The organism is Acidisphaera sp. L21 (assembly GCF_009765685.1).
GTDB lineage: Bacteria > Pseudomonadota > Alphaproteobacteria > Acetobacterales > Acetobacteraceae > LMUY01.
Window position 1 is genome coordinate 60,854 of the sequence record NZ_LMUY01000032.1, and the last position, 16,553, is coordinate 77,406.

General features: G+C 68.2%; 16 protein-coding genes and 1 tRNA gene. 8 read left to right on the forward strand and 9 right to left on the reverse strand.

Translation table 11 applies throughout. The annotated features are described in order from the left end of the window. Window positions 1–16 precede the first annotated feature (16 nt). Window positions 17–682, forward strand: coding sequence for a hypothetical protein (locus GSQ76_RS07965; protein ID WP_158743376.1), 666 nt, complete (start codon window positions 17–19; stop codon window positions 680–682). On the opposite strand, the gene GSQ76_RS07970 is transcribed toward GSQ76_RS07965, so the two are convergent. After that, a complete protein-coding gene (locus GSQ76_RS07970; protein ID WP_158743377.1) occupies window positions 679–2,670 on the reverse strand; it encodes an FUSC family protein in 1,992 nt (663 codons plus the stop codon). The genes GSQ76_RS07965 and GSQ76_RS07970 overlap by 4 nt on opposite strands. A gap of 52 nt (window positions 2,671–2,722) precedes the next feature. Further along, window positions 2,723–3,694, reverse strand: coding sequence for a threonine-phosphate decarboxylase CobD (gene cobD, locus GSQ76_RS07975; protein WP_158743378.1), 972 nt, complete (start codon window positions 3,692–3,694; stop codon window positions 2,723–2,725). Here cobD and cbiB point away from each other — a divergent pair. Beyond that, on the forward strand, window positions 3,693–4,664 hold the full coding sequence (gene cbiB / locus GSQ76_RS07980; RefSeq protein WP_158743379.1) for an adenosylcobinamide-phosphate synthase CbiB: 972 nt from the start codon (window positions 3,693–3,695) through the stop codon (window positions 4,662–4,664). The two genes, cobD and cbiB, sit on opposite strands and share 2 nt — an antisense overlap. A gap of 36 nt (window positions 4,665–4,700) precedes the next feature. Here the strand turns inward: cbiB and GSQ76_RS07985 are convergent, their stop codons facing one another. Then, complete coding sequence (locus GSQ76_RS07985) at window positions 4,701–5,669, reverse strand: NAD-dependent epimerase/dehydratase family protein (protein ID WP_158743380.1); 969 nt, start codon at window positions 5,667–5,669, stop codon at window positions 4,701–4,703. A gap of 185 nt (window positions 5,670–5,854) precedes the next feature. Between GSQ76_RS07985 and GSQ76_RS07990 the strand changes: the two genes are divergently transcribed. From GSQ76_RS07990 to GSQ76_RS08010, 5 genes are all read left to right on the forward strand, one after another. Further along, complete coding sequence (locus GSQ76_RS07990; RefSeq protein ID WP_158743381.1) at window positions 5,855–6,046, forward strand: hypothetical protein; 192 nt, start codon at window positions 5,855–5,857, stop codon at window positions 6,044–6,046. 69 nt (window positions 6,047–6,115) lie between these two features. Then, window positions 6,116–6,676 (forward strand): carboxymuconolactone decarboxylase family protein, encoded by a 561-nt coding sequence (locus tag GSQ76_RS07995; RefSeq protein WP_158743382.1) that lies wholly within the window; start codon window positions 6,116–6,118, stop codon window positions 6,674–6,676. 17 nt (window positions 6,677–6,693) lie between these two features. Continuing rightward, window positions 6,694–7,278 (forward strand): peroxidase-related enzyme, encoded by a 585-nt coding sequence (locus GSQ76_RS08000; RefSeq protein ID WP_158743383.1) that lies wholly within the window; start codon window positions 6,694–6,696, stop codon window positions 7,276–7,278. Continuing rightward, window positions 7,275–8,654 (forward strand): M20/M25/M40 family metallo-hydrolase, encoded by a 1,380-nt coding sequence (locus tag GSQ76_RS08005; protein WP_158743384.1) that lies wholly within the window; start codon window positions 7,275–7,277, stop codon window positions 8,652–8,654. The genes GSQ76_RS08000 and GSQ76_RS08005 overlap by 4 nt, the downstream gene beginning before the upstream one ends. 72 nt (window positions 8,655–8,726) lie before the next feature. Beyond that, a complete protein-coding gene (locus GSQ76_RS08010) occupies window positions 8,727–10,025 on the forward strand; it encodes an MFS transporter (RefSeq protein WP_158743385.1) in 1,299 nt (432 codons plus the stop codon). Between the two features lie 49 nt (window positions 10,026–10,074). Here GSQ76_RS08010 and GSQ76_RS08015 read toward each other — a convergent pair. From GSQ76_RS08015 to GSQ76_RS08030, 4 genes are all read right to left on the reverse strand, one after another. After that, window positions 10,075–10,149: transfer RNA gene (locus GSQ76_RS08015), tRNA-Val, on the reverse strand. Between the two features lie 39 nt (window positions 10,150–10,188). After that, window positions 10,189–10,968, reverse strand: coding sequence for an enoyl-CoA hydratase (locus tag GSQ76_RS08020; RefSeq protein WP_158743386.1), 780 nt, complete (start codon window positions 10,966–10,968; stop codon window positions 10,189–10,191). A 65-nt stretch (window positions 10,969–11,033) separates the two neighbouring features. Next, complete coding sequence (locus GSQ76_RS08025; protein ID WP_158743387.1) at window positions 11,034–11,912, reverse strand: alpha/beta fold hydrolase; 879 nt, start codon at window positions 11,910–11,912, stop codon at window positions 11,034–11,036. Between the two features lie 108 nt (window positions 11,913–12,020). Further along, window positions 12,021–12,311, reverse strand: coding sequence for a hypothetical protein (locus GSQ76_RS08030; protein ID WP_158743388.1), 291 nt, complete (start codon window positions 12,309–12,311; stop codon window positions 12,021–12,023). A 139-nt stretch (window positions 12,312–12,450) separates the two neighbouring features. Between GSQ76_RS08030 and GSQ76_RS08035 the strand changes: the two genes are divergently transcribed. Continuing rightward, window positions 12,451–13,716 carry an NAD(P)/FAD-dependent oxidoreductase gene (locus GSQ76_RS08035; protein WP_158743389.1) on the forward strand — a complete coding sequence of 422 codons (1,266 nt, stop codon included), beginning with the start codon at window positions 12,451–12,453 and terminating at the stop codon, window positions 13,714–13,716. Here GSQ76_RS08035 and GSQ76_RS08040 read toward each other — a convergent pair. Together GSQ76_RS08040 and GSQ76_RS31040 are read right to left on the reverse strand one after the other, a co-directional pair. Next, complete coding sequence (locus GSQ76_RS08040; protein ID WP_158743390.1) at window positions 13,694–14,824, reverse strand: acyl-CoA dehydrogenase family protein; 1,131 nt, start codon at window positions 14,822–14,824, stop codon at window positions 13,694–13,696. The two genes, GSQ76_RS08035 and GSQ76_RS08040, sit on opposite strands and share 23 nt — an antisense overlap. Before the next feature lie 12 nt (window positions 14,825–14,836). After that, window positions 14,837–16,553, reverse strand: a 1,717-nt coding sequence (locus GSQ76_RS31040) for a DUF6537 domain-containing protein (RefSeq protein ID WP_216850957.1), incomplete at its 5' end; no start/stop codon positions are given.

Below are 16,553 nucleotides of genomic sequence, written 5' to 3' on the forward strand. Positions count from 1 at the left end.
GAATAGTCTGGCCGCCATGCGCACGCTTCCGACTGTCCTGCTTGCCCTATCCTGCACCCTTCCCGGGCTGGCCTGGGCCCAAGACGATACGATGTGCCGCCAGGGCAATATCACCACGCAGTCGCCGCTGGGTGTGGCGAGGATCGTGGGCGGCCCGCGCACCTATTTGCGCAGCGACACCGCCCCCTGCCCGAACGACAGCGCCGCCTGCCAGACCCGGGTCTATGTCGTGCCGGGGGATACCGTGCTGACGGGTCGCGTGCAGGGCCGCTATATCTGCGCGCTGTTCGCGGGCAAGGCGGGCAGCAGCGCCGGGTATGTGCTGCAGTCCGAGATCGCGGCCCGACCGCTGGCCGCCTCACCGTTGGCTGCGTGGAGCGGCGCGTGGCACGACGGCGACAACACCATCAGCCTGAAGACGAAGGGCGCGCAGCTGGTCGCGTCGGGGGAGGCGTATTGGCCGTCCGCCAATCCGTCGCTGAAGGAGCGGCCCGGTGGACCCAATCTCGGCCAGATGAGCGGCGCGGCGGCGCCAAGGGGGAACAAGGTGGTGTTCGCCGATACGGACCCGGATGGGTGTCAGGTGACGATGACGCTCGTGCCGCCCTATCTGGCAGTCAGCGACACCATGAATTGCGGCGGGATGAACGTGACGTTCACCGGCACCTACACCAAGCGCTAACGCTCCAACTGGAAGCCCTGGAGCGCGCCGATCGCCAGCCGCTCGGTCAGATCGGCGGTGGCGTGTTCCAGCCGGTTCAACGCATCGCGGGCGGGGGCGAAGGCGGGTGGGATGGCGGGCACGGGCGCGCTCGGGATCGGGCGTTCGCCTGCGGCCAGGGCGGCCAGGCGGCGCTCGATCGCGTCGGCCTGCGCCACGGCATCGGGATCGGCCGCGGTGGCGGAGACGGCCAGCACGCGCAGCCAATGCACGCAGTCCAGCAGGGCGGGCACCGGACGCTCCAACTCGGTCCGGCGCATCAGGAACCGCCCGGCCCGCAGCGGCAGCAGCGCCAGTCGCAGATCGGCGACCTGGCGGTCCACGGCGCGCATGGCGGCCACCGGGTTGGCGCCGGGCTTGCCGGCCAGGGCGTCGCGGCAGGTGGCGACCGCCAGGGACAAAGCGCGCAGCACGGCGGCGCCCGAGGTCTTCACCTGGTCCCGCGTGCGGACCGGCAGCACGTAGGCCGCGACCAGAATGGCGGAGACGGCGCCGATCGCGGTTTCTTCCAATCGCAGGACCAACAAAGGCTCCAACGAGGCGCCGAGCAGGCTGTAGAGCAGCCCCAGCAGCATGGTCACGCAGAAGATCCCGATCGTGTACGAGATCATGATGAAGTAGTACATGCCGAAGATCGCGGCCAGCAGGGCGGCGCATTGCACCACCACGTCGCCGGCCAGCAGCGTCGCCAGTAGCAGGCCGCATACCAAACCGAGCAGCGTGCCGCTCAATCGTTGGGCGCCCTTGTAGATGGTGTCGCCGCGCGACCGGGCGTTCAGGAACACGACGTAGACGGTGACCACGGCCCAGAACCAGCGCTGGGGCGATAGTGCCATGCCGCCTGCCATCGCCATGGCGGAGGCGAGCGTGACCCGCAGCGCGATCCGCCAGGCGAGCGGCCCTGGTGCGGGCCGCACCACCGGCGCGGGCGGCTGGGCAATGGTTGGGGCGACGGGGCAGAGCCCGAGGGCGGAGGCAGCCCGCATCAGGTCGGCCAGCGCGGCGGCCACGGTGGTTTGGGGGGAGTTCGTGTTGGGGCCGCGGAGATGATGGCGGGACCAGCGGCCACGGCGCAGCCGGCGCTCGTGCGCGCGGATGCGGGCGGCCTGGCGGCGGCTATTCTGCCCGGCGACGACGTCCAGCGGGGCGTTCGCCAGGCGGGCTGCGGCCAGTTCCAGATCCATCAGGTGTAGGCGCAGCGGCGCGCTGCCCACCGGGTCCAGCAGGGCCATCTGATCGTCGGCGGCCAGGGCGGCCTCGTTCAATTGCGCCAGGCTGCGCCGCAGACGCTGCACGGTCGCGGGTTGCCCGGCGGCCAGGCCGCCAGCGTCGCGCAGCACCATGGCGGCGCGGCCCTGCACTGCCTGCACGGTTCGCCGCAATGTCCTGGCCGGCCGCAGCGGCAGCGCGACGATGCCGATGAACCAGACGACGGGGATTGCCACCAGGACCGACAGCATCTGAATCGGCAGCGTCGACACCGGCAGTTCCAGATACAGCCCGACATAGCTGATGACGACCGCCACCAGGCCCAACGCGATGCCTTGCGGGCTGCGGGCCTGCAGCAGGAAGCACAGGAACACCAGCACGAGGAAGAAACTGTCGCCCAACACGCCGCGGCCGTGCATGACGGTGGTGACGATCGCGGCGCCGGCGGCGGGCAGTGCCAGCATGACCATGGTGCGCTGCCGCTCACGCCGGGTCGGCTCCCGCGCCAGGAACGGCAGCATCAGGCTGAAGGTGATGCCGGAGGCGAACTCCACGGGCGCGGCGTCGAGCAGATGGCCCAGCAGCAGCGCCACCACTGTCATCACGAACACCGACAGGGTGCCGCGGAATGCCATGAACAGGCGCAAGAGGCCGGGGTCGGAAGCGATCATCCGGTTCCAGACGTTGGAGAGTGCCTGCCAGGGCGCGTTTACGGCCCACCCGATCCGGTCGCTTCGCATGTGCAGCATGTCCGGACCATAGGGCGGATCGGACCCCTAGGTCATCCCTCAATCACGCGAGGGCGCTGTGAAGCCGGGTCCAGTCTGGGTCGGTGCCGGGTAGGCCGAACCGCAGCCAGGTGGGGTTGGCGGCGAACTGGCGCACCAGGATGCCAGCCTGGGCCAATCGGGTGGCCAATGCGGGTGCTTGGGGGTGCGATGCCAGGCGGAACAGGCGCGTGCCGCCGACGATGTGGCAGCCGGCATTGCGCAGTGTCGCGTCCAACCGGGCGGCGTCGTGGGTCAGGTGCAGGGTGGTGGCGGCGCGCCAGGCTGCGTCCGCGAGTGCTGCCTGCCCGGCCAGCAACGCCGGGCCGGAGACCGACCATGGGCCAAGCGCCTGGCGCAACCCGGCCGCCAACGCCGGGGCGGTGAGCGCGAAGCCCAGCCGCACGCCGGCCAGGCCGTAGGTCTTGCCGAAGGAGCGCAGCAGGATCAGGCGGGGATGCGGCAGCATGGCGGAGAGGCTGCATGCCTCCAGGTCGGCGAATGCCTCGTCCACCACCAGCAGGCGGCCGGGTCCGGCCAGCGGGATGAGCGCGGCGGCGGGGTCTACCCGGCCGTCGGGGTTGTTGGGGCGGACCGTCACGGTGATGGCGGCGTTGGCTGTTGCGAAGCCAGGGGCGTCCGACACGTCGTGGCCCGCCTGGGCCCAGGCGGCGTGGTGTTCGGCGTAGGTCGGGGCGATTACGGCGACGGTGGTGCGGGGGATCAGCCGGGGGAGCAGGTGGATCAGCACTTGCGTGCCGGGTGCGGCCACGACGCAAGCGGGGTCGGCTACCCCGTAGGTTCGGGCGGCCAGTGCCTCCAGCGCGGCAACAGCCTCTGGCTCCGGCAGGCGGGTGAAGGCGGATTGGGGCAGCGGCGGCATGGGGTAGGCAATCGGGTTGATACCGGTCGATAGGTCCAGCCAGGGGCGCGGCGCGTCCGGATAGCGGTGCTGCGCCGCGATCAAACCGCCACCATGCGCAATCGGCGCCGCCATGCTAACCCCCTGCCCCGTGCTGACCTCCACACCTCTGTTGCTGACGCTCGGCGCGCTGCTGGCCGAGGCCGCGTTCGGCTACCCGGCCTGGCTGCTGCGCCGGATCGGGCATCCGGTGATATGGGCGGGGGCAGGCATCGCATGGTTGGATCGCCGGCTCAACCAGGGGCGGGCGCGCCGGGTGCGGGGCGTGGTGGCGACGGTGGCGTTGGTGGTGGGGGCTGGGCTGCCGGCCTGGATGGTTCAGGCAGCGGCGTTGCATTGGTTGCCGCGTGGCTGGGCGATGGTTCTGTTGGCGCTGCTGGCCTCGTCCCTGCTGGCGCAGCGTAGTCTTTGGCAGCACGTGCGGGCGGTGGCGGATGGGCTGGATCGCGGGCTGCCGGCGGGGCGGGCCGCGGTGTCGCAGATCGTCGGGCGCAATCCGGACAGCCTGGATGAGCCCGGCGTTGCGCGGGCGGCCATCGAGAGCCTGGCGGAGAATTTTTCGGATGGGATCGTGGCACCGGCCTTGTGGTGCGCCCTGCTCGGGCTGCCCGGCATCGCGATCTACAAGGCGGTGAACACCGCCGACAGCATGATCGGGCATCGCACCCCACGGCATGAATCGTTCGGCTGGGCTGCGGCTCGGTTGGACGATGTGGTGAACCTGCCGGCGTCCCGGCTTGCGGCATTGCTGTTGGGGCTGGCGAACATCCGGGCATTTGGCGCGGCGATGCGCGCGGTTCGGCGGGATGCCGGGCATCATCGGTCCCCCAATGCGGGGTGGCCGGAGGCGGCGATGGCCGGGGCGCTGGGTCTTCGGCTGGCCGGGCCGCGGGTTTATGGCGCGGTGCTGGTGGAGGACGGGTGGATGGGCGATGGCCGGGCCGATGCGGGGGCGGCGGATATCCGGCGGGCGCTGGGCGCCTACCGCCGGGCATGCATTATCGGAACGCTTGGTTTGGCCGCAAGTATGCTTTGCTGGGGGTGAGCGTGCAGCCGCATCCGCCGGTCACCAAATGGAGCGTCACCTGGCGCCGTGATATGCCTGAAACCATTCGACGAAGCGGGGGATGCCAACGTCCAGCGGCGTGCTGGGCGCGTAGCCCGCGAGTTCGGCGATGCGGTCGACGGAGGCCCAGGTTTCCACCACGTCGGCCGCCGGACGGGGGACTTCCTGCACGATGGCGGCGCGGCCAAGGGATTTTTCCAGCAGCGACACCAGGCGGGTCACCGGTTCGGCGCGGTTGTTGCCGATGTTCAGCACGCGTGGCGGGCCGGGCGGCGGCGGGCGGTCCAGCACGCCCACCACGCCGGCGACGATGTCGTCGATATAGGTGAAGTCTCGCTTCAGGGTGCCGCCCTCGTAGAGGGTGATCGGCCTGCCGGCCATGATCGATTGGGCGAACCCGTAATACGCCATGTCCGGCCGGCCCCAGGGGCCATACACGGTGAAGAAGCGCAGGCCGGTTTGCGGCAGCGCGTAGAGGTGGGTGTAGGCGTGGCTGATCAGTTCGTCGGCCCGCTTCGTTGCGGCGTACAGCGAGGTGGGGAGGTTCACCTCGCCGGTTTCTTCCAATGGGAAGCTGACGCCCAGGCCGTAGACGGAGGACGAGCTGGCGTAGACCAGATGGCGCAGGTTGGGCAGCAGGCGCGCGGCCTCCAGCACGACCAGATGGCCCATGACATTAGAATGAACATAGGCGTAGGGGTTCACCATCGAGTAGCGCACGCCTGCCTGGGCGGCGAGGTGGACGATGTGGGTGATGCCCGGCTCCGCCTGCACGATGCCGGTCATGGCAGCCCGGTCGGCGATGTCGGCGCGATGCAGGGTGAAGCCGTTCTGGGTGAGCCTGGCGATACGCGCCTCCTTCAGCGCCACGTCGTAATAGTCGTTGAAGACGTCGACGCCGATGACTTGGATGCCGTCGGCCAGCAGACGCTCGGCCACATGGTAACCGACGAAACCGGCAACACCCGTTAGAAGGACGATCACGCGGACACCTACATTTCGGTAGCGACCCTCCCTTGAAGCCGGGCAGCGATGAATGCAAGGCCCGTTGGCCGAGACGTGGAGGTGAGTTTCGGCATTTATCTCCAAAATTGCGACTCGCATTAAGAAGTCTTCAAGCGTGCGCCCCGTAACTTGGCGAAGACGCAGTGTGGGATGGAGCGCAGGACATGTCGGCAAGCATCGAGAGTGGGTTCGACCATGTCCTCGCGAACGAGCAGCCCCGGTCGGATGATTGGGACGAGCTCGCCACCGACGGCTCGCATGCCTGGTTCGGGCTGGTGCTTCTGCTGGGCAGCGCCGTCATCACGGTGCGGGGAGTTTGCTGGGTGGCGGCGACGATCATCCGGGCGAGCCACTAGCGCGAACGGGGTCTTGCCTCGGGGGGGAGGTTCGGCGTCCAAATAGGCGGCCCTGTTCAGGAGGCTGCCATGGCACGAGTCCGATCGATCCCCTCCGCCGAATTACCGCCAGCGGAGGCGGCGATCTACGACACATTCGCGGCGGAGTATGGGCCGTTCGCGAACCAGGTCGCGGTGTTCGCGCATGTGCCGGCGGCGCTGCGGCATTTGATGCCGCTGCTGATGGAATTGCGCGCCGCCAAGACGCTGCCGAAGCGGTATCTGGAACTGGCGATCATCACCGTCTCCAAGCTGAACGAGTGCGATTACTGCGTGGCGCACCATACGCCGTTTCTGGTGCCGGAGGGCATTTCGGCCGAGGGCGTGGCGCAGATTTTGGATTACGCCGACCATCCGGAGTTCGATGTCGTCGACAAGCTGGTGGTGGAGTATTCCATCGCCGCCTGGACCCATCCGCACCGGTTGCGCGACGCACTGTTCACGCGGTTGCGGGCGCATTTCTCCGAGGCGCAAATCGTCGAACTGACGCTGCGGATCACGCTGTGCGGCTTCTTCAACAAGTTCAACGATGCGTTGGGCGTCGAGGAAGAAACCGAGGCCAGCGAGCGCATGGCCGCGTTGGCCCAATAAAAACCAAGGAGCCAAATATGCCCCAACCCAGTCACGTGATGGACCTGCAAGAGCCGTCGGAAGACTCGCTGCCGGAGGATCTGCAGCCGTATTTCGCCAAGTGTCGCGACAAGTTGGGCTTCGTGCCCAATGTACTGCGCGCCTGGTTGCTGAGGCCAGAGAAGCTGCGCAATTTCATCCGGCTGTATGACGAGTTGATGCTGGCGCCGTCCGGGTTGTCGAAGCTGGAGCGGGAGATGATTGCGGTCGCGGTGTCGGCCAGCAACCGCTGCTATTACTGCCTGGTGGCGCATGGGGCGGCGGTGCGGAAGATTTCGGGCGATCCGCAATTGGGCGAGATGCTGGCGTTCAATTACCGGGTCGCGGAATTGTCGGACCGGCAGCGCGCCATGCTGGATTTCGCGGTGCTGCTGACCGAGGCGCCGCACGAAGTGACGGCGGATGACCGGCAGGCCTTGCGCGAGGAGGGGTTCAGCGAGGAAGACATCTTCGACATCGCCGAGACCGCCGCCTTCTTCAACTACACCAACAGGGTTGCACACGCCGTGGACATGATGCCGAACGCCGAATATCACGACCTCGCCCGCGGACGCGGCGCATGAGCCGCGAGGGAGCCATTGCCCGGGCGCTGGGCGGGTTCGACGATGGCGGGTTCAAACGGTTGCTGACCGAGTTGGTCGCGATCCGATCGACCTCGCAGGACCCGGGGCACGAGGCGGATCTGCAGCAATATCTGGAGCAGGCGATCCGGCCGTGGCTGGAGCGGTTGGGATTTACCGTGCAACTGCACGAGAATCCGCGCGCCGGGCTGGGGCCGATCCTGACGGCGGAGCGGATGGAGGGGAATGGGCCGACCGTGCTGACGTACGGGCATGGCGACACGGTGCGTGGGCTGGCGGACCAGTGGCGCGAGGGGTTGGACCCTTGGGTGCTGACGGAGGAGGACGGGCGCTGGTACGGCCGTGGCTCGGCCGACAACAAGGGGCAGCATGCGATCAACCTGCACGCGCTGGAGGCGGTGTTGGCGGAGCGGGGCGGCAAGCTGGGCTTCAACGTGAAGATGGTGCTGGAGACGGCAGAAGAACGCGGCTCGCTCGGGCTGCGGGAATTCGTGGCGGCGCATTCGGCGATGCTGGCGGCGGATGTGCTGATCGCGTCGGACGGGCCTCGCGTGGCGTCCGACATCGCCACGATCTCGACCGGGACGCGCGGGACGTATCATTTCGACCTGGTGGTGGATGTGCGGCCGGGCGGAGTGCATTCGGGGAATTGGGGCGGGATGACAACCGACCCGGCGATCGTGCTGGCGCACGCGATTGCAGCCATTGCGGATCGGCATGGGCGGATTTTGGTGCCGGGGTGGTTGCCGCCGGGTGGCATGCCGGCGTCGGTGAGGGAGGCGCTGGCCGGGCTGGAGTTGCGGGCCGAGGGCGAGGCGGCGCAGATCAATCCGGAATGGGGCGAGCCGGGGTTTACCGCGGCGGAGAAGGTGTATGGCTGGACCAGCTTCATCGTGCTGGCGATGGTGTCGGGGCGGCCGGAGAACCCGGTGAATGCGGTGGCGCCGAATGCGCGGGCGCACTGCCAATTGCGCTACACGGTGGACAGCGACACCACGAAGTTCGAGCAGGCGGTGCGGGCGCATCTGGACGCTGCGGGGTTCCCCGAGGTGATGGTGCAGAATGCGGGCATTCGGATGCCGGCCAGCCGGACCGATCCGACCAACCCGTGGGTGCGGCGGGCGGTGGCAAGCCTGGAGAAGACGCTGGGGCGCAAGCCTCAGGTCATTCCGAACAGCGGTGGCGGGTTGCCCGGCGATGTGTTCATCGATCATCTGGGCGTGCCGTTGGTGTGGATTCCGCACAGCTATAACGGCTGCAAGCAGCATGGGCCGAACGAGCATTTGCTGCTGGCGCCGGCACGCGAAGGCATCGCCGCGTTCGCCGGGCTGTGGTGGGATTTGGGCGAGGCGGCCTAGCCCCACTCGGTCATGCCCCTGGCCGGGTTGCTGGCTAGCCGTTAGGCTTCGCCCAAAAAGAGGGGACGAGCCGTGTCGGATAGCCAAAGCCTGGAGCGTTCCGCGATCCGCCGGATAAGCCTGCGGATCGTGCCGTTCCTGATGATCTGCTACTTCATCGCGTTCGTGGACCGGGTGAATGTGGGCTTCGCCGGGCACGATTTGAGCCGCGACCTGCATCTGTCGTCCACGGTGTTCGGGCTGGGCGCTGGGGTGTTCTTCCTGGCGTATTTCCTGTTCGAGGTGCCGAGCAATCTGCTGATGCAGGTGGTGGGCGCGCGGCGCTGGATCGCGCGCATCATGATCAGTTGGGGCCTGGTGGCGGCATGTATGGCGCTGATCCGGGGGGAGTGGTCGTTCTATGCGCTGCGGGCCCTGTTGGGCGTGGCGGAGGCTGGGTTTTTCCCCGGCGTCATTCTGTACCTCACGTACTGGTTTCCGCGGGAGCACCGGGCGAAGGTCGTGGGCTACTTCATGGTGGCGATCCCGATCTCGACCTTTCTTGGGTCACCGGTGTCCGGCGTGATCCTGGACCACATGAACGGCACCGCTGGGCTGGCGGGGTGGCAGTGGCTGTTCATTCTGGAGGCGGTGCCGGCGGTCTTGCTGGGGGCGCTGTGCCTGGTTTGGTTGCCGGATGGCCCGGCCAATGCGGCCTGGTTGCCGGCGGAGGAGCGGGAGTGGCTGGAGAACCGGCTGTATGAGGAACGGACCATCGCCAATCGCGGGCCGCGGCAGTCGCTGTGGCAGATCCTGTCGGACCGGCGGGTGATGGTGCTGGCGCTGGTGTATGCGGGCAGCACGGCCACGAATTACGGGCTTAGTTTCTGGCAGCCGCAGATGATCAAGGCATTCGGGATGAGCAACACGATGGCGGGGCTGTTCAACGCCATCCCGTTCTTCGTCGGCTCGGTCGCGATGATCCTGTGGGGGCTGCGGTCGGACCGAAAGAAGGAGCGGGTTTGGCACACCTCGCTAGCGCTGTTCGTGTCGGCGGCCGGGTTGACGGCGTGCCTGTTCGTCACCGGGTTGCCGCTGACGCTGGTGGCGTTGAGCATGGCGCTGGTGGGGTGCTACGCGCTGAAGGGGCCGTTTTGGGCGCTGTCGACGGAGTGGCTGGCTGGCACGGCGGCGGCGGCGGGGATCGCACAGATCAACGCGCTGGGGAATTTGGCCGGGTTCGTCGGGCCGTTTTTGCTGGGCTGGATCAAGGACATGACCGGCAGCTATGCGTTGGGGATGTTGCCGATGATCCTGCTGGCCGTGGTGGGCGGGATCGCGGTGCTGACGCAGGGCCGCAAGCCGGCGCTGGTCGGCCACCCTGCGGAGTGATGCCGGCGGAGTGATGCCGGCGGAGTGATGAGTGCGGTAAGGAAGAACCTGGTGGGCGCGACAGGGATTGAACCTGTGACCCTTCGCGTGTGAAGCGAATGCTCTACCGCTGAGCTACGCGCCCGGCCAGGGCGGTGTCTCTAGCCGCCCTTCCCCCGCATGTCTAGGCATCCGACCAGACTGGGGCGCGCTTTTGTAGGAAAGCGTCGATGCCCTCGGCGGCGTCGGCGGCCCGCATGTTCCGGGTCATCACCTCGGCGGTGTAGTCGTAGGCGTCGTCTAGAGGCATTTCGGCTTGGCGGTAGAAGGCCTGCTTGCCGATCGCGATGGTGAAGCGGCTTTTGGCGGCGATCGTGGCGGCCAGGGCGGCGGTGGCGGTGGCGAGTTCGGGTTCGGGGACGACGCGATTGACGAGGCCCAGGCGTTGGGCTTCGGCGGCGCTGGCCATCTCGCCGGTCAGCAGCATTTCCATGGCGGCCTTGCGGCCGATTGCGCGGGTGAGCGCCACCATGGGCGTGGAGCAGAATAGGCCGATGTTGACGCCGGGTGTGGCGAAGCGGGCGGTGTCGGCGGCGATGGCCAGATCGCAGGTGGCGACCAATTGGCAGCCAGCGGCGGTGGCGATGCCGTGCACCTGGGCGATGACGGGGCAGCGGAGGGTGGTGATGCGGAGCATCAGGCGGGAGCAGGCGGCGAACAGCGCTTGATGGGCGGCGCCGGGTTCCATCCCGCGGAGCTCCCGTAGGTCGTGGCCGGCGCAGAACGCTGGGCCGGCACCGGCGATGATGACGATCCGGGTGGTGGTGTCGGCCTCAATCGCGTTCAGTTCCGCCTCAAGCGCAGCCATCAGGGCGAGGCTGAGGGCGTTGCGGGCGGCGGGGCGATTCAGCCTGAGCGTAGTGACGCCGGCTGCGTCGTGGCGCAGCAGCAGGTCGGATGACATTGGTCGCTTCCCCGGGTCGTTTTGGGGCGATCATACCGACCTGCGGGGGATGTTGGGAACCGACGCTAGAAAAACGCCTCGAACCGGGCGATCACTTCGTCGGGCGCCTCTTCGGCCAGGAAGTGGCCGCTGTCGACGCCACCGCCGGTGACGTCGGCCTTACAATACTCCCGCCAGATCGTCACCGGGTCGTACCAGCCACCGACCTTGCCCTTCTCGCCCCACAGCACGAGCATCGGGCATTCGATCTGCTTGCCTTCGGCGCGGCTCATGCGGTCGTGGACCAGGTCGATCGTCGCGGCGGCGCGGTAATCCTCGCACATGCCGGTGATGGCGGCCGGGTCGTGGGCGGCCTTCAGGTAGTCGTCCAGGGCTTCCTGCGCGAAGAAGGGGGGAATGCCGGCGACGCCGCCGGTGTGGGCGGCGAACCAGGTGTCGGGCGCGCGGTCGATCATGTCTTCCGGGAAGGGGTGAGGCTGGGCGAACCAGAACCAGTGATAATAGGCCAGCGCAAACGCCATGTCCGCACGTTCGAAATGTTCGATGGTGGGGACGATGTCGAGCACGGCCAGTTTCGTCACGCGCTTCGGCTGGTCCAGCGCCAGGCGGTGCGCGACGCGGGCGCCGCGGTCATGCGCGCCGACGGCGTAGGTTTCGTGGCCGAGTTGCGCCATCAGGTCGGCGACGTCGCGGGCCATTTCGGCCTTGGCGTAGGGGGCGTGGTCGGGCGTGGCGGGGGGCTTTTCGCTGCCGCCGTAGCCGCGTAGGTCGGGGCAGACAACGGTGAAGCGCTTAGCCAGAACGGGGGCTACGTGGTGCCACATGTAGTGGGTTTGTGGATTGCCGTGCAGCAGCAGCAACGCTGGGCCAGTTCCACCTGTGCGGTATCGCACGACGCCGCCCGGCACGGTCGTGGTGGCCAGTGTGAAACCTTCGAACAACATCGCCGCTCCTGGTGGGATAACGTGCTCCGCTTACGCTGGAACGCCCGCCAGGTAACGATTTGATTGCGGCAGTAATTCGGCGCTCGCGTTACCGCGAGCGCCGAATGGTTAGCCGTGGCTGCCGGTGACCTGGCCCTGCTGCACGAAGGCCGGTGCGGCCGCGGGTGCGTTCGGTTCGGACGGCATGCCCTGGGCCGTGCCGCCGGTGGTGTAGCCGCCATTGCCGGTAACGATCATGGTCTTTGACCACGGTCCACCGCCGCCCACATCCAACTGCGGAACCGAGCTATAGATCGGGCGCGTGATGGGCGTTGGGTATGCGTTCTGGCCATCTTGGGCATGCGCGCCAACGGCGGCGAAACCAAGGGCCGCAGTGCCGGCGAACAGAAGATATTTCATACTGGAGTCTCCCAAATCCGACCTCGCTCGTTTGAGCTGGCCCGGGTGGCGGACCCCGTCACCCTTGAGACGAACTATTTACCCTTCCGCGCTGCGGCGGAATAAGATCGGGGCTCATAAGATTTATGTTTGAAATACCATGAGTTGTGGCACGCGGCGCGCAGTACTGGCGGTCATCGGCGGAGGGGTTGCAGGGTTGGCAGCGGCAGCGGCGCTGCGGCGGCAGGGCCGGCAGGTCATCCTCATCGAGGCCTCGGGCCGGATTGGCGGTCGCGCGCACACGACCATTCCGGCGTTGTTGGAGGCGCCGTTCGACCACGGGGCGGCCTGGCTGCACGCGGCCGAGCGCAACCCGCTGGCCGCGATGGCCCGGCAGTTCGGTATTCGAACGCTGGATAGCGGGGCCGAGCGCGTGCATCGCACCCGCCTGCCCGGCCGGTTCACCGTTGCTGCGGAAGACGCTGCCTATGCGCAGGCCGAGGCCGCGTTCCACGAGCGAGCCGCGGCAGCGCTTGCCGGGCCGGATGTGAGCCTGGCCGAGGCCGTCGGCCCGATCGCTGCCCTGCCCTGGATGCCGTCGGTGGTGAATTGGGAGGCGCCGGTGATTGCCGCCGCGGATGCCAGCGCGCTGAGCCTGCGGGACTGGCACACCAATCTGCTGGAGGGCAGCAATTGGGAAGTCGAGGGCGGGCTGGGCGCGTTCATCGCCCGGCGGTTGGCGGGGCCGGTGCAGTTGAACACCGTCGCCACCGCGATCGATTGGGGCGGACCCGGCGTGCGCGTCGAGACCTCCGCCGGAACGATCTACGCCGATGCGTGCATCGTGACCGTCTCCACCGGGGTTCTCGCGGCGGGCAAGATCCGGTTTAGCCCAGCGTTGCCGGTGGCGACGCAGGAGGCGATCGACGGGTTGCCGATGGGACTGCTGAGCAAGGTGGCGCTGCGGGCGGCCGGGGCAGACCGGCTGGATGTGCCGGATAGCTGCGGGATCGATCAATGCGTGCCGGCGATCGATGCGCCGGCGATGACGATCGTGGCCTGGCCGCACGGGCAGGACCACGCGATCTGCTTCGCCGGCGGAAGCCATGCGGCGGAGTTGGATAGGCGTGGTGAGCTGGAGGGTTTCGCGCGCGACCAACTTCGTGGGCTGTTCGGGCGGCGCGCGGACGGGGCGTTCCGCCCGGGTGCCGTCGTCACGGCGTGGGCCGCCGATCCTTGGACGCTAGGGGCCTACGCCTATGCCAGGCCGGGCTGTGCCGGGGCACGAGGGGTGCTGGGGACGCCGTTGGCCGGGGGGCGGCTGATCTTCGCGGGGGAGGCAACGCGCACCGACGGGCTGGCGGGGACCGTTGGTGGCGCGTTCTTGGCGGGTGAGGAAGCGGCTACAGCATGCGTTGCAGAATGATCTTCTGGATGTCGCTGGTGCCCTCGTAGATCTGGCAGACGCGGACGTCGCGGTAGATGCGCTCCACCGGGTAGTCGCTGAGGTAGCCGTAGCCGCCGAGGGTTTGGATGGCGGCGGAGCAGATCGCCTCGGCGGCCTCGGAGGCGAAGAGTTTGGCCATGGCGGCGGCTTCTAGCGCGGGCTTGCCGGCGTCCTTTAAGCGGGCGGCGTTGAGGACGAGTTGGCGGGAGGCTTCGAGTTTCGTCTTGGCTTCGACCAGGCGGAAGCCGACGGCCTGGTGGTCGATGATGGCCTTGCCGAAGCTGCGGCGCTCCTTTGCGTAGGCGATGGCGTAGTCCAGGGCGGCGCGGGCCATGCCGACGGATTGGGCGGCGATGCCGATGCGCCCTGCCTCGAGGGTGGAGAGGGCGATCTTGTAGCCGGCGCCTTCCTCTCCGATGCGCTGGGATTCCGGGACGCGCATGCCGTCGAAGACGAGATGGCAGGTGTCGGAGGCTTTTTGACCGAGTTTTTCCTCGACGCGGGCGATCTGGTAGCCCGGGGTGTCGTTGGCGACGACGAAGCAGGACATGCCCTTCTTGCCGGCGGCCGGGTCGGTCATGGCGAAAAGCAGCGTGGTCTTGCCGATGACGGCGTTGGAGATGAATTGCTTCGACCCGGTGATGACGTAGTCGTTGCCGTCGCGCACGGCGCGGGTGCGGAGCCCGGAGGCTTCGGAGCCCGCGCCGGGTTCGGTGAGGGCGAAGGAACCCACGGCGGCGCCGGTGGCCATGGGGGCTAGCCATTGCTCCTTCTGCGCCTGGCTGCCGTAGTGCTGCAGGATTTCGCAAGTGGGAGCGTTGTGGACGCTCACCAGGGTCGAGACGGCGCCGTCGCCGGCGGCGATTTCTTCCACCACGCGGGCGTAGGTTTCGGTGTCGATCTCCGAACCGCCCCAGTCGGAGGAGAGCGTCGCGCCGAGGAAGCCCATTTCGCCGAGTTCGCGGACGATTTCCGGCTCGATCCGGCCGGCCTTTTCGCGGGCGGCGGCGCCGGGGGCCAGGCGGTCCTGGGCGAAGCGGCGGGCGGTTTCGACGATGAGGTCGTTTGGGTCGGTGTGGTCCAGCATGGTGCTTCCCTCTTATTCTGCGGCGATGGCGACGGGGCCGGCGGACAGGGCGGCGATCAATGCCTCCCGCTGCGGCGCGGCCTCGCGCATCGCTTGTTCTTTCACCGGGCCGAAGCCGCGGACGTGCATGGGAATATCGGCAAGCGACACCGCCGTGTCCAGAGTTTCGGGGCGCAGGGCGTTGGTGGCCCGCGTAATGCTCGCCTCCGTCGCGCGGGCGAAATCGCGTTCGGCGCGTCGTTCCGCCTGCCAACCGAATGGGTCCAGCGGGGTGCCGCGGAGGGCTTTGCCGTGGCGGAGAGCGCGGAACAGCGGGAGGGCGACGCGGCCGGGGATGGCGATTTTCTTGCGGCGGCCGGTGGCCGGATCGGTGCCGGTGATGAGCGGCGGGGCCATGTGGAAGACCGGTTTGTCGCCGTATTCGGCGGCGGCGTGCAGGCGGGCGACCTCATACTCGTCCTTGTAGGCGTAGGCGCGGAACAGGCCCTCGGCCACAGCGCGGGCGAAGCGGCCGGGTTGGCCGAACACCGTTGACTCTCGGGCGGCCGCTGCATCGACAAGACGGCGATAGCGGCGGGCTAGTCGTGTAGATTGGTAACGGATTAGCTCGGCAGCGCGGGTGTCGACCAGGGCTTCGAAGGTTGCCGGGGGGAGGTTCTCACCGGCGAGAACCGCGTCGGCGAGTTCGGGGTGGGCGTGGAGGATGCGGCCCCAGGTGAAGGCGCGGCGGTTAAGCGCGACGGCGGTGCCGTTGAGTTCGATGGAACGGAGCAAAGCCTCCTGCCCGACCGGCAACAGGCCGGATTGCCAGGCGAGGCCCATCAACAGGGTGTTCAGCGCCTGGGCCTGGCCGAAGAGTTTTTCCGACAGGGCGGTGGCGCGCAGGTAGGTGCTGGCGTTGCCGCCGACGGCGCGGTCGATGACCCGGCGGTGCAGGCCGGAATCGACCACCAGGTCCCGGTTGGTGAGGAAGCTGGTGTTGGCCTGCAGGTCCATGTTGCCGATGACGGCGCCGCCGCGGCGCATCCGCTCCAGCACACCCTTCTGCGCGCCGACGGCAAGGTCGGCGGCGATCATCAGGTCGGCCTCGCCGTTGGGGATGCGCACGACGTCCAGGCCGTCCGCGGCGATCTGCACGTGGGAGATGACGGCGCCGTTCTTCTGCGCCAGGCCGGTGAAGTCGAGCGTGCTGACCTGCTTGCCCTCCAGCGAGGCGGCCATGGCGACGATCGCCCCCGCCGTGACGATGCCGCCGCCGCCGATGCCGGCGAACAGGCCGCGCCAGGGGGTGGCGAGGTCGGGCAAATGCGGCTCCGTCAGACCGGCGGCAAGGTCGGCCTCACGGGCCTGCCATTGGGCCGAGTCATCGCGCTTGGGCGCGTCGGTGGCGGAGGTGACGAAGGAGGGGCAGAAGCCCTTGAGGCAGGACAGATCGGTGTTGCAGCTGGTGGGGGAGATGCGGCGCTTGCGGCCGAATTCGGTGTCGATCGGCTCGATGGCGATGCAGTGGGATTGCACGGTGCAGTCGCCACAGTTCTCGCAAACGCGGGGGTTGATGGTGACCGTCACGTCGGCCACGGCCATCTTGCCGCGCTTGCGGCGGCGGCGCTTTTCGGTGGCGCAGACCTGGTCGTAGATGATGACGGAGACGCCTTCGTAGGCGGCGCATTCGGCCTGGATCTGGGGCAGCATCTCGCGGCCGTGGCGGCCGATGCCGGGGGGCAAGGCG

Coding starts and splice junctions, on each gene's coding strand:
- GSQ76_RS07965 (WP_158743376.1), top strand. CDS start 17: ATGCGCACGCTTCCGACTGTCCTGCTTGCCCTATCCTGCACCCTTCCC.
- GSQ76_RS07970 (WP_158743377.1), bottom strand. CDS start 2,670: ATGCGAAGCGACCGGATCGGGTGGGCCGTAAACGCGCCCTGGCAGGCA.
- cbiB (WP_158743379.1), top strand. CDS start 3,693: ATGCTAACCCCCTGCCCCGTGCTGACCTCCACACCTCTGTTGCTGACG.
- cobD (WP_158743378.1), bottom strand. CDS start 3,694: ATGGCGGCGCCGATTGCGCATGGTGGCGGTTTGATCGCGGCGCAGCAC.
- GSQ76_RS07990 (WP_158743381.1), top strand. CDS start 5,855: ATGTCGGCAAGCATCGAGAGTGGGTTCGACCATGTCCTCGCGAACGAG.
- GSQ76_RS07995 (WP_158743382.1), top strand. CDS start 6,116: ATGGCACGAGTCCGATCGATCCCCTCCGCCGAATTACCGCCAGCGGAG.
- GSQ76_RS08000 (WP_158743383.1), top strand. CDS start 6,694: ATGCCCCAACCCAGTCACGTGATGGACCTGCAAGAGCCGTCGGAAGAC.
- GSQ76_RS08005 (WP_158743384.1), top strand. CDS start 7,275: ATGAGCCGCGAGGGAGCCATTGCCCGGGCGCTGGGCGGGTTCGACGAT.
- GSQ76_RS08020 (WP_158743386.1), bottom strand. CDS start 10,968: ATGTCATCCGACCTGCTGCTGCGCCACGACGCAGCCGGCGTCACTACG.
- GSQ76_RS08025 (WP_158743387.1), bottom strand. CDS start 11,912: ATGTTGTTCGAAGGTTTCACACTGGCCACCACGACCGTGCCGGGCGGC.
- GSQ76_RS08030 (WP_158743388.1), bottom strand. CDS start 12,311: ATGAAATATCTTCTGTTCGCCGGCACTGCGGCCCTTGGTTTCGCCGCC.
- GSQ76_RS08035 (WP_158743389.1), top strand. CDS start 12,451: ATGAGTTGTGGCACGCGGCGCGCAGTACTGGCGGTCATCGGCGGAGGG.
- GSQ76_RS08040 (WP_158743390.1), bottom strand. CDS start 14,824: ATGCTGGACCACACCGACCCAAACGACCTCATCGTCGAAACCGCCCGC.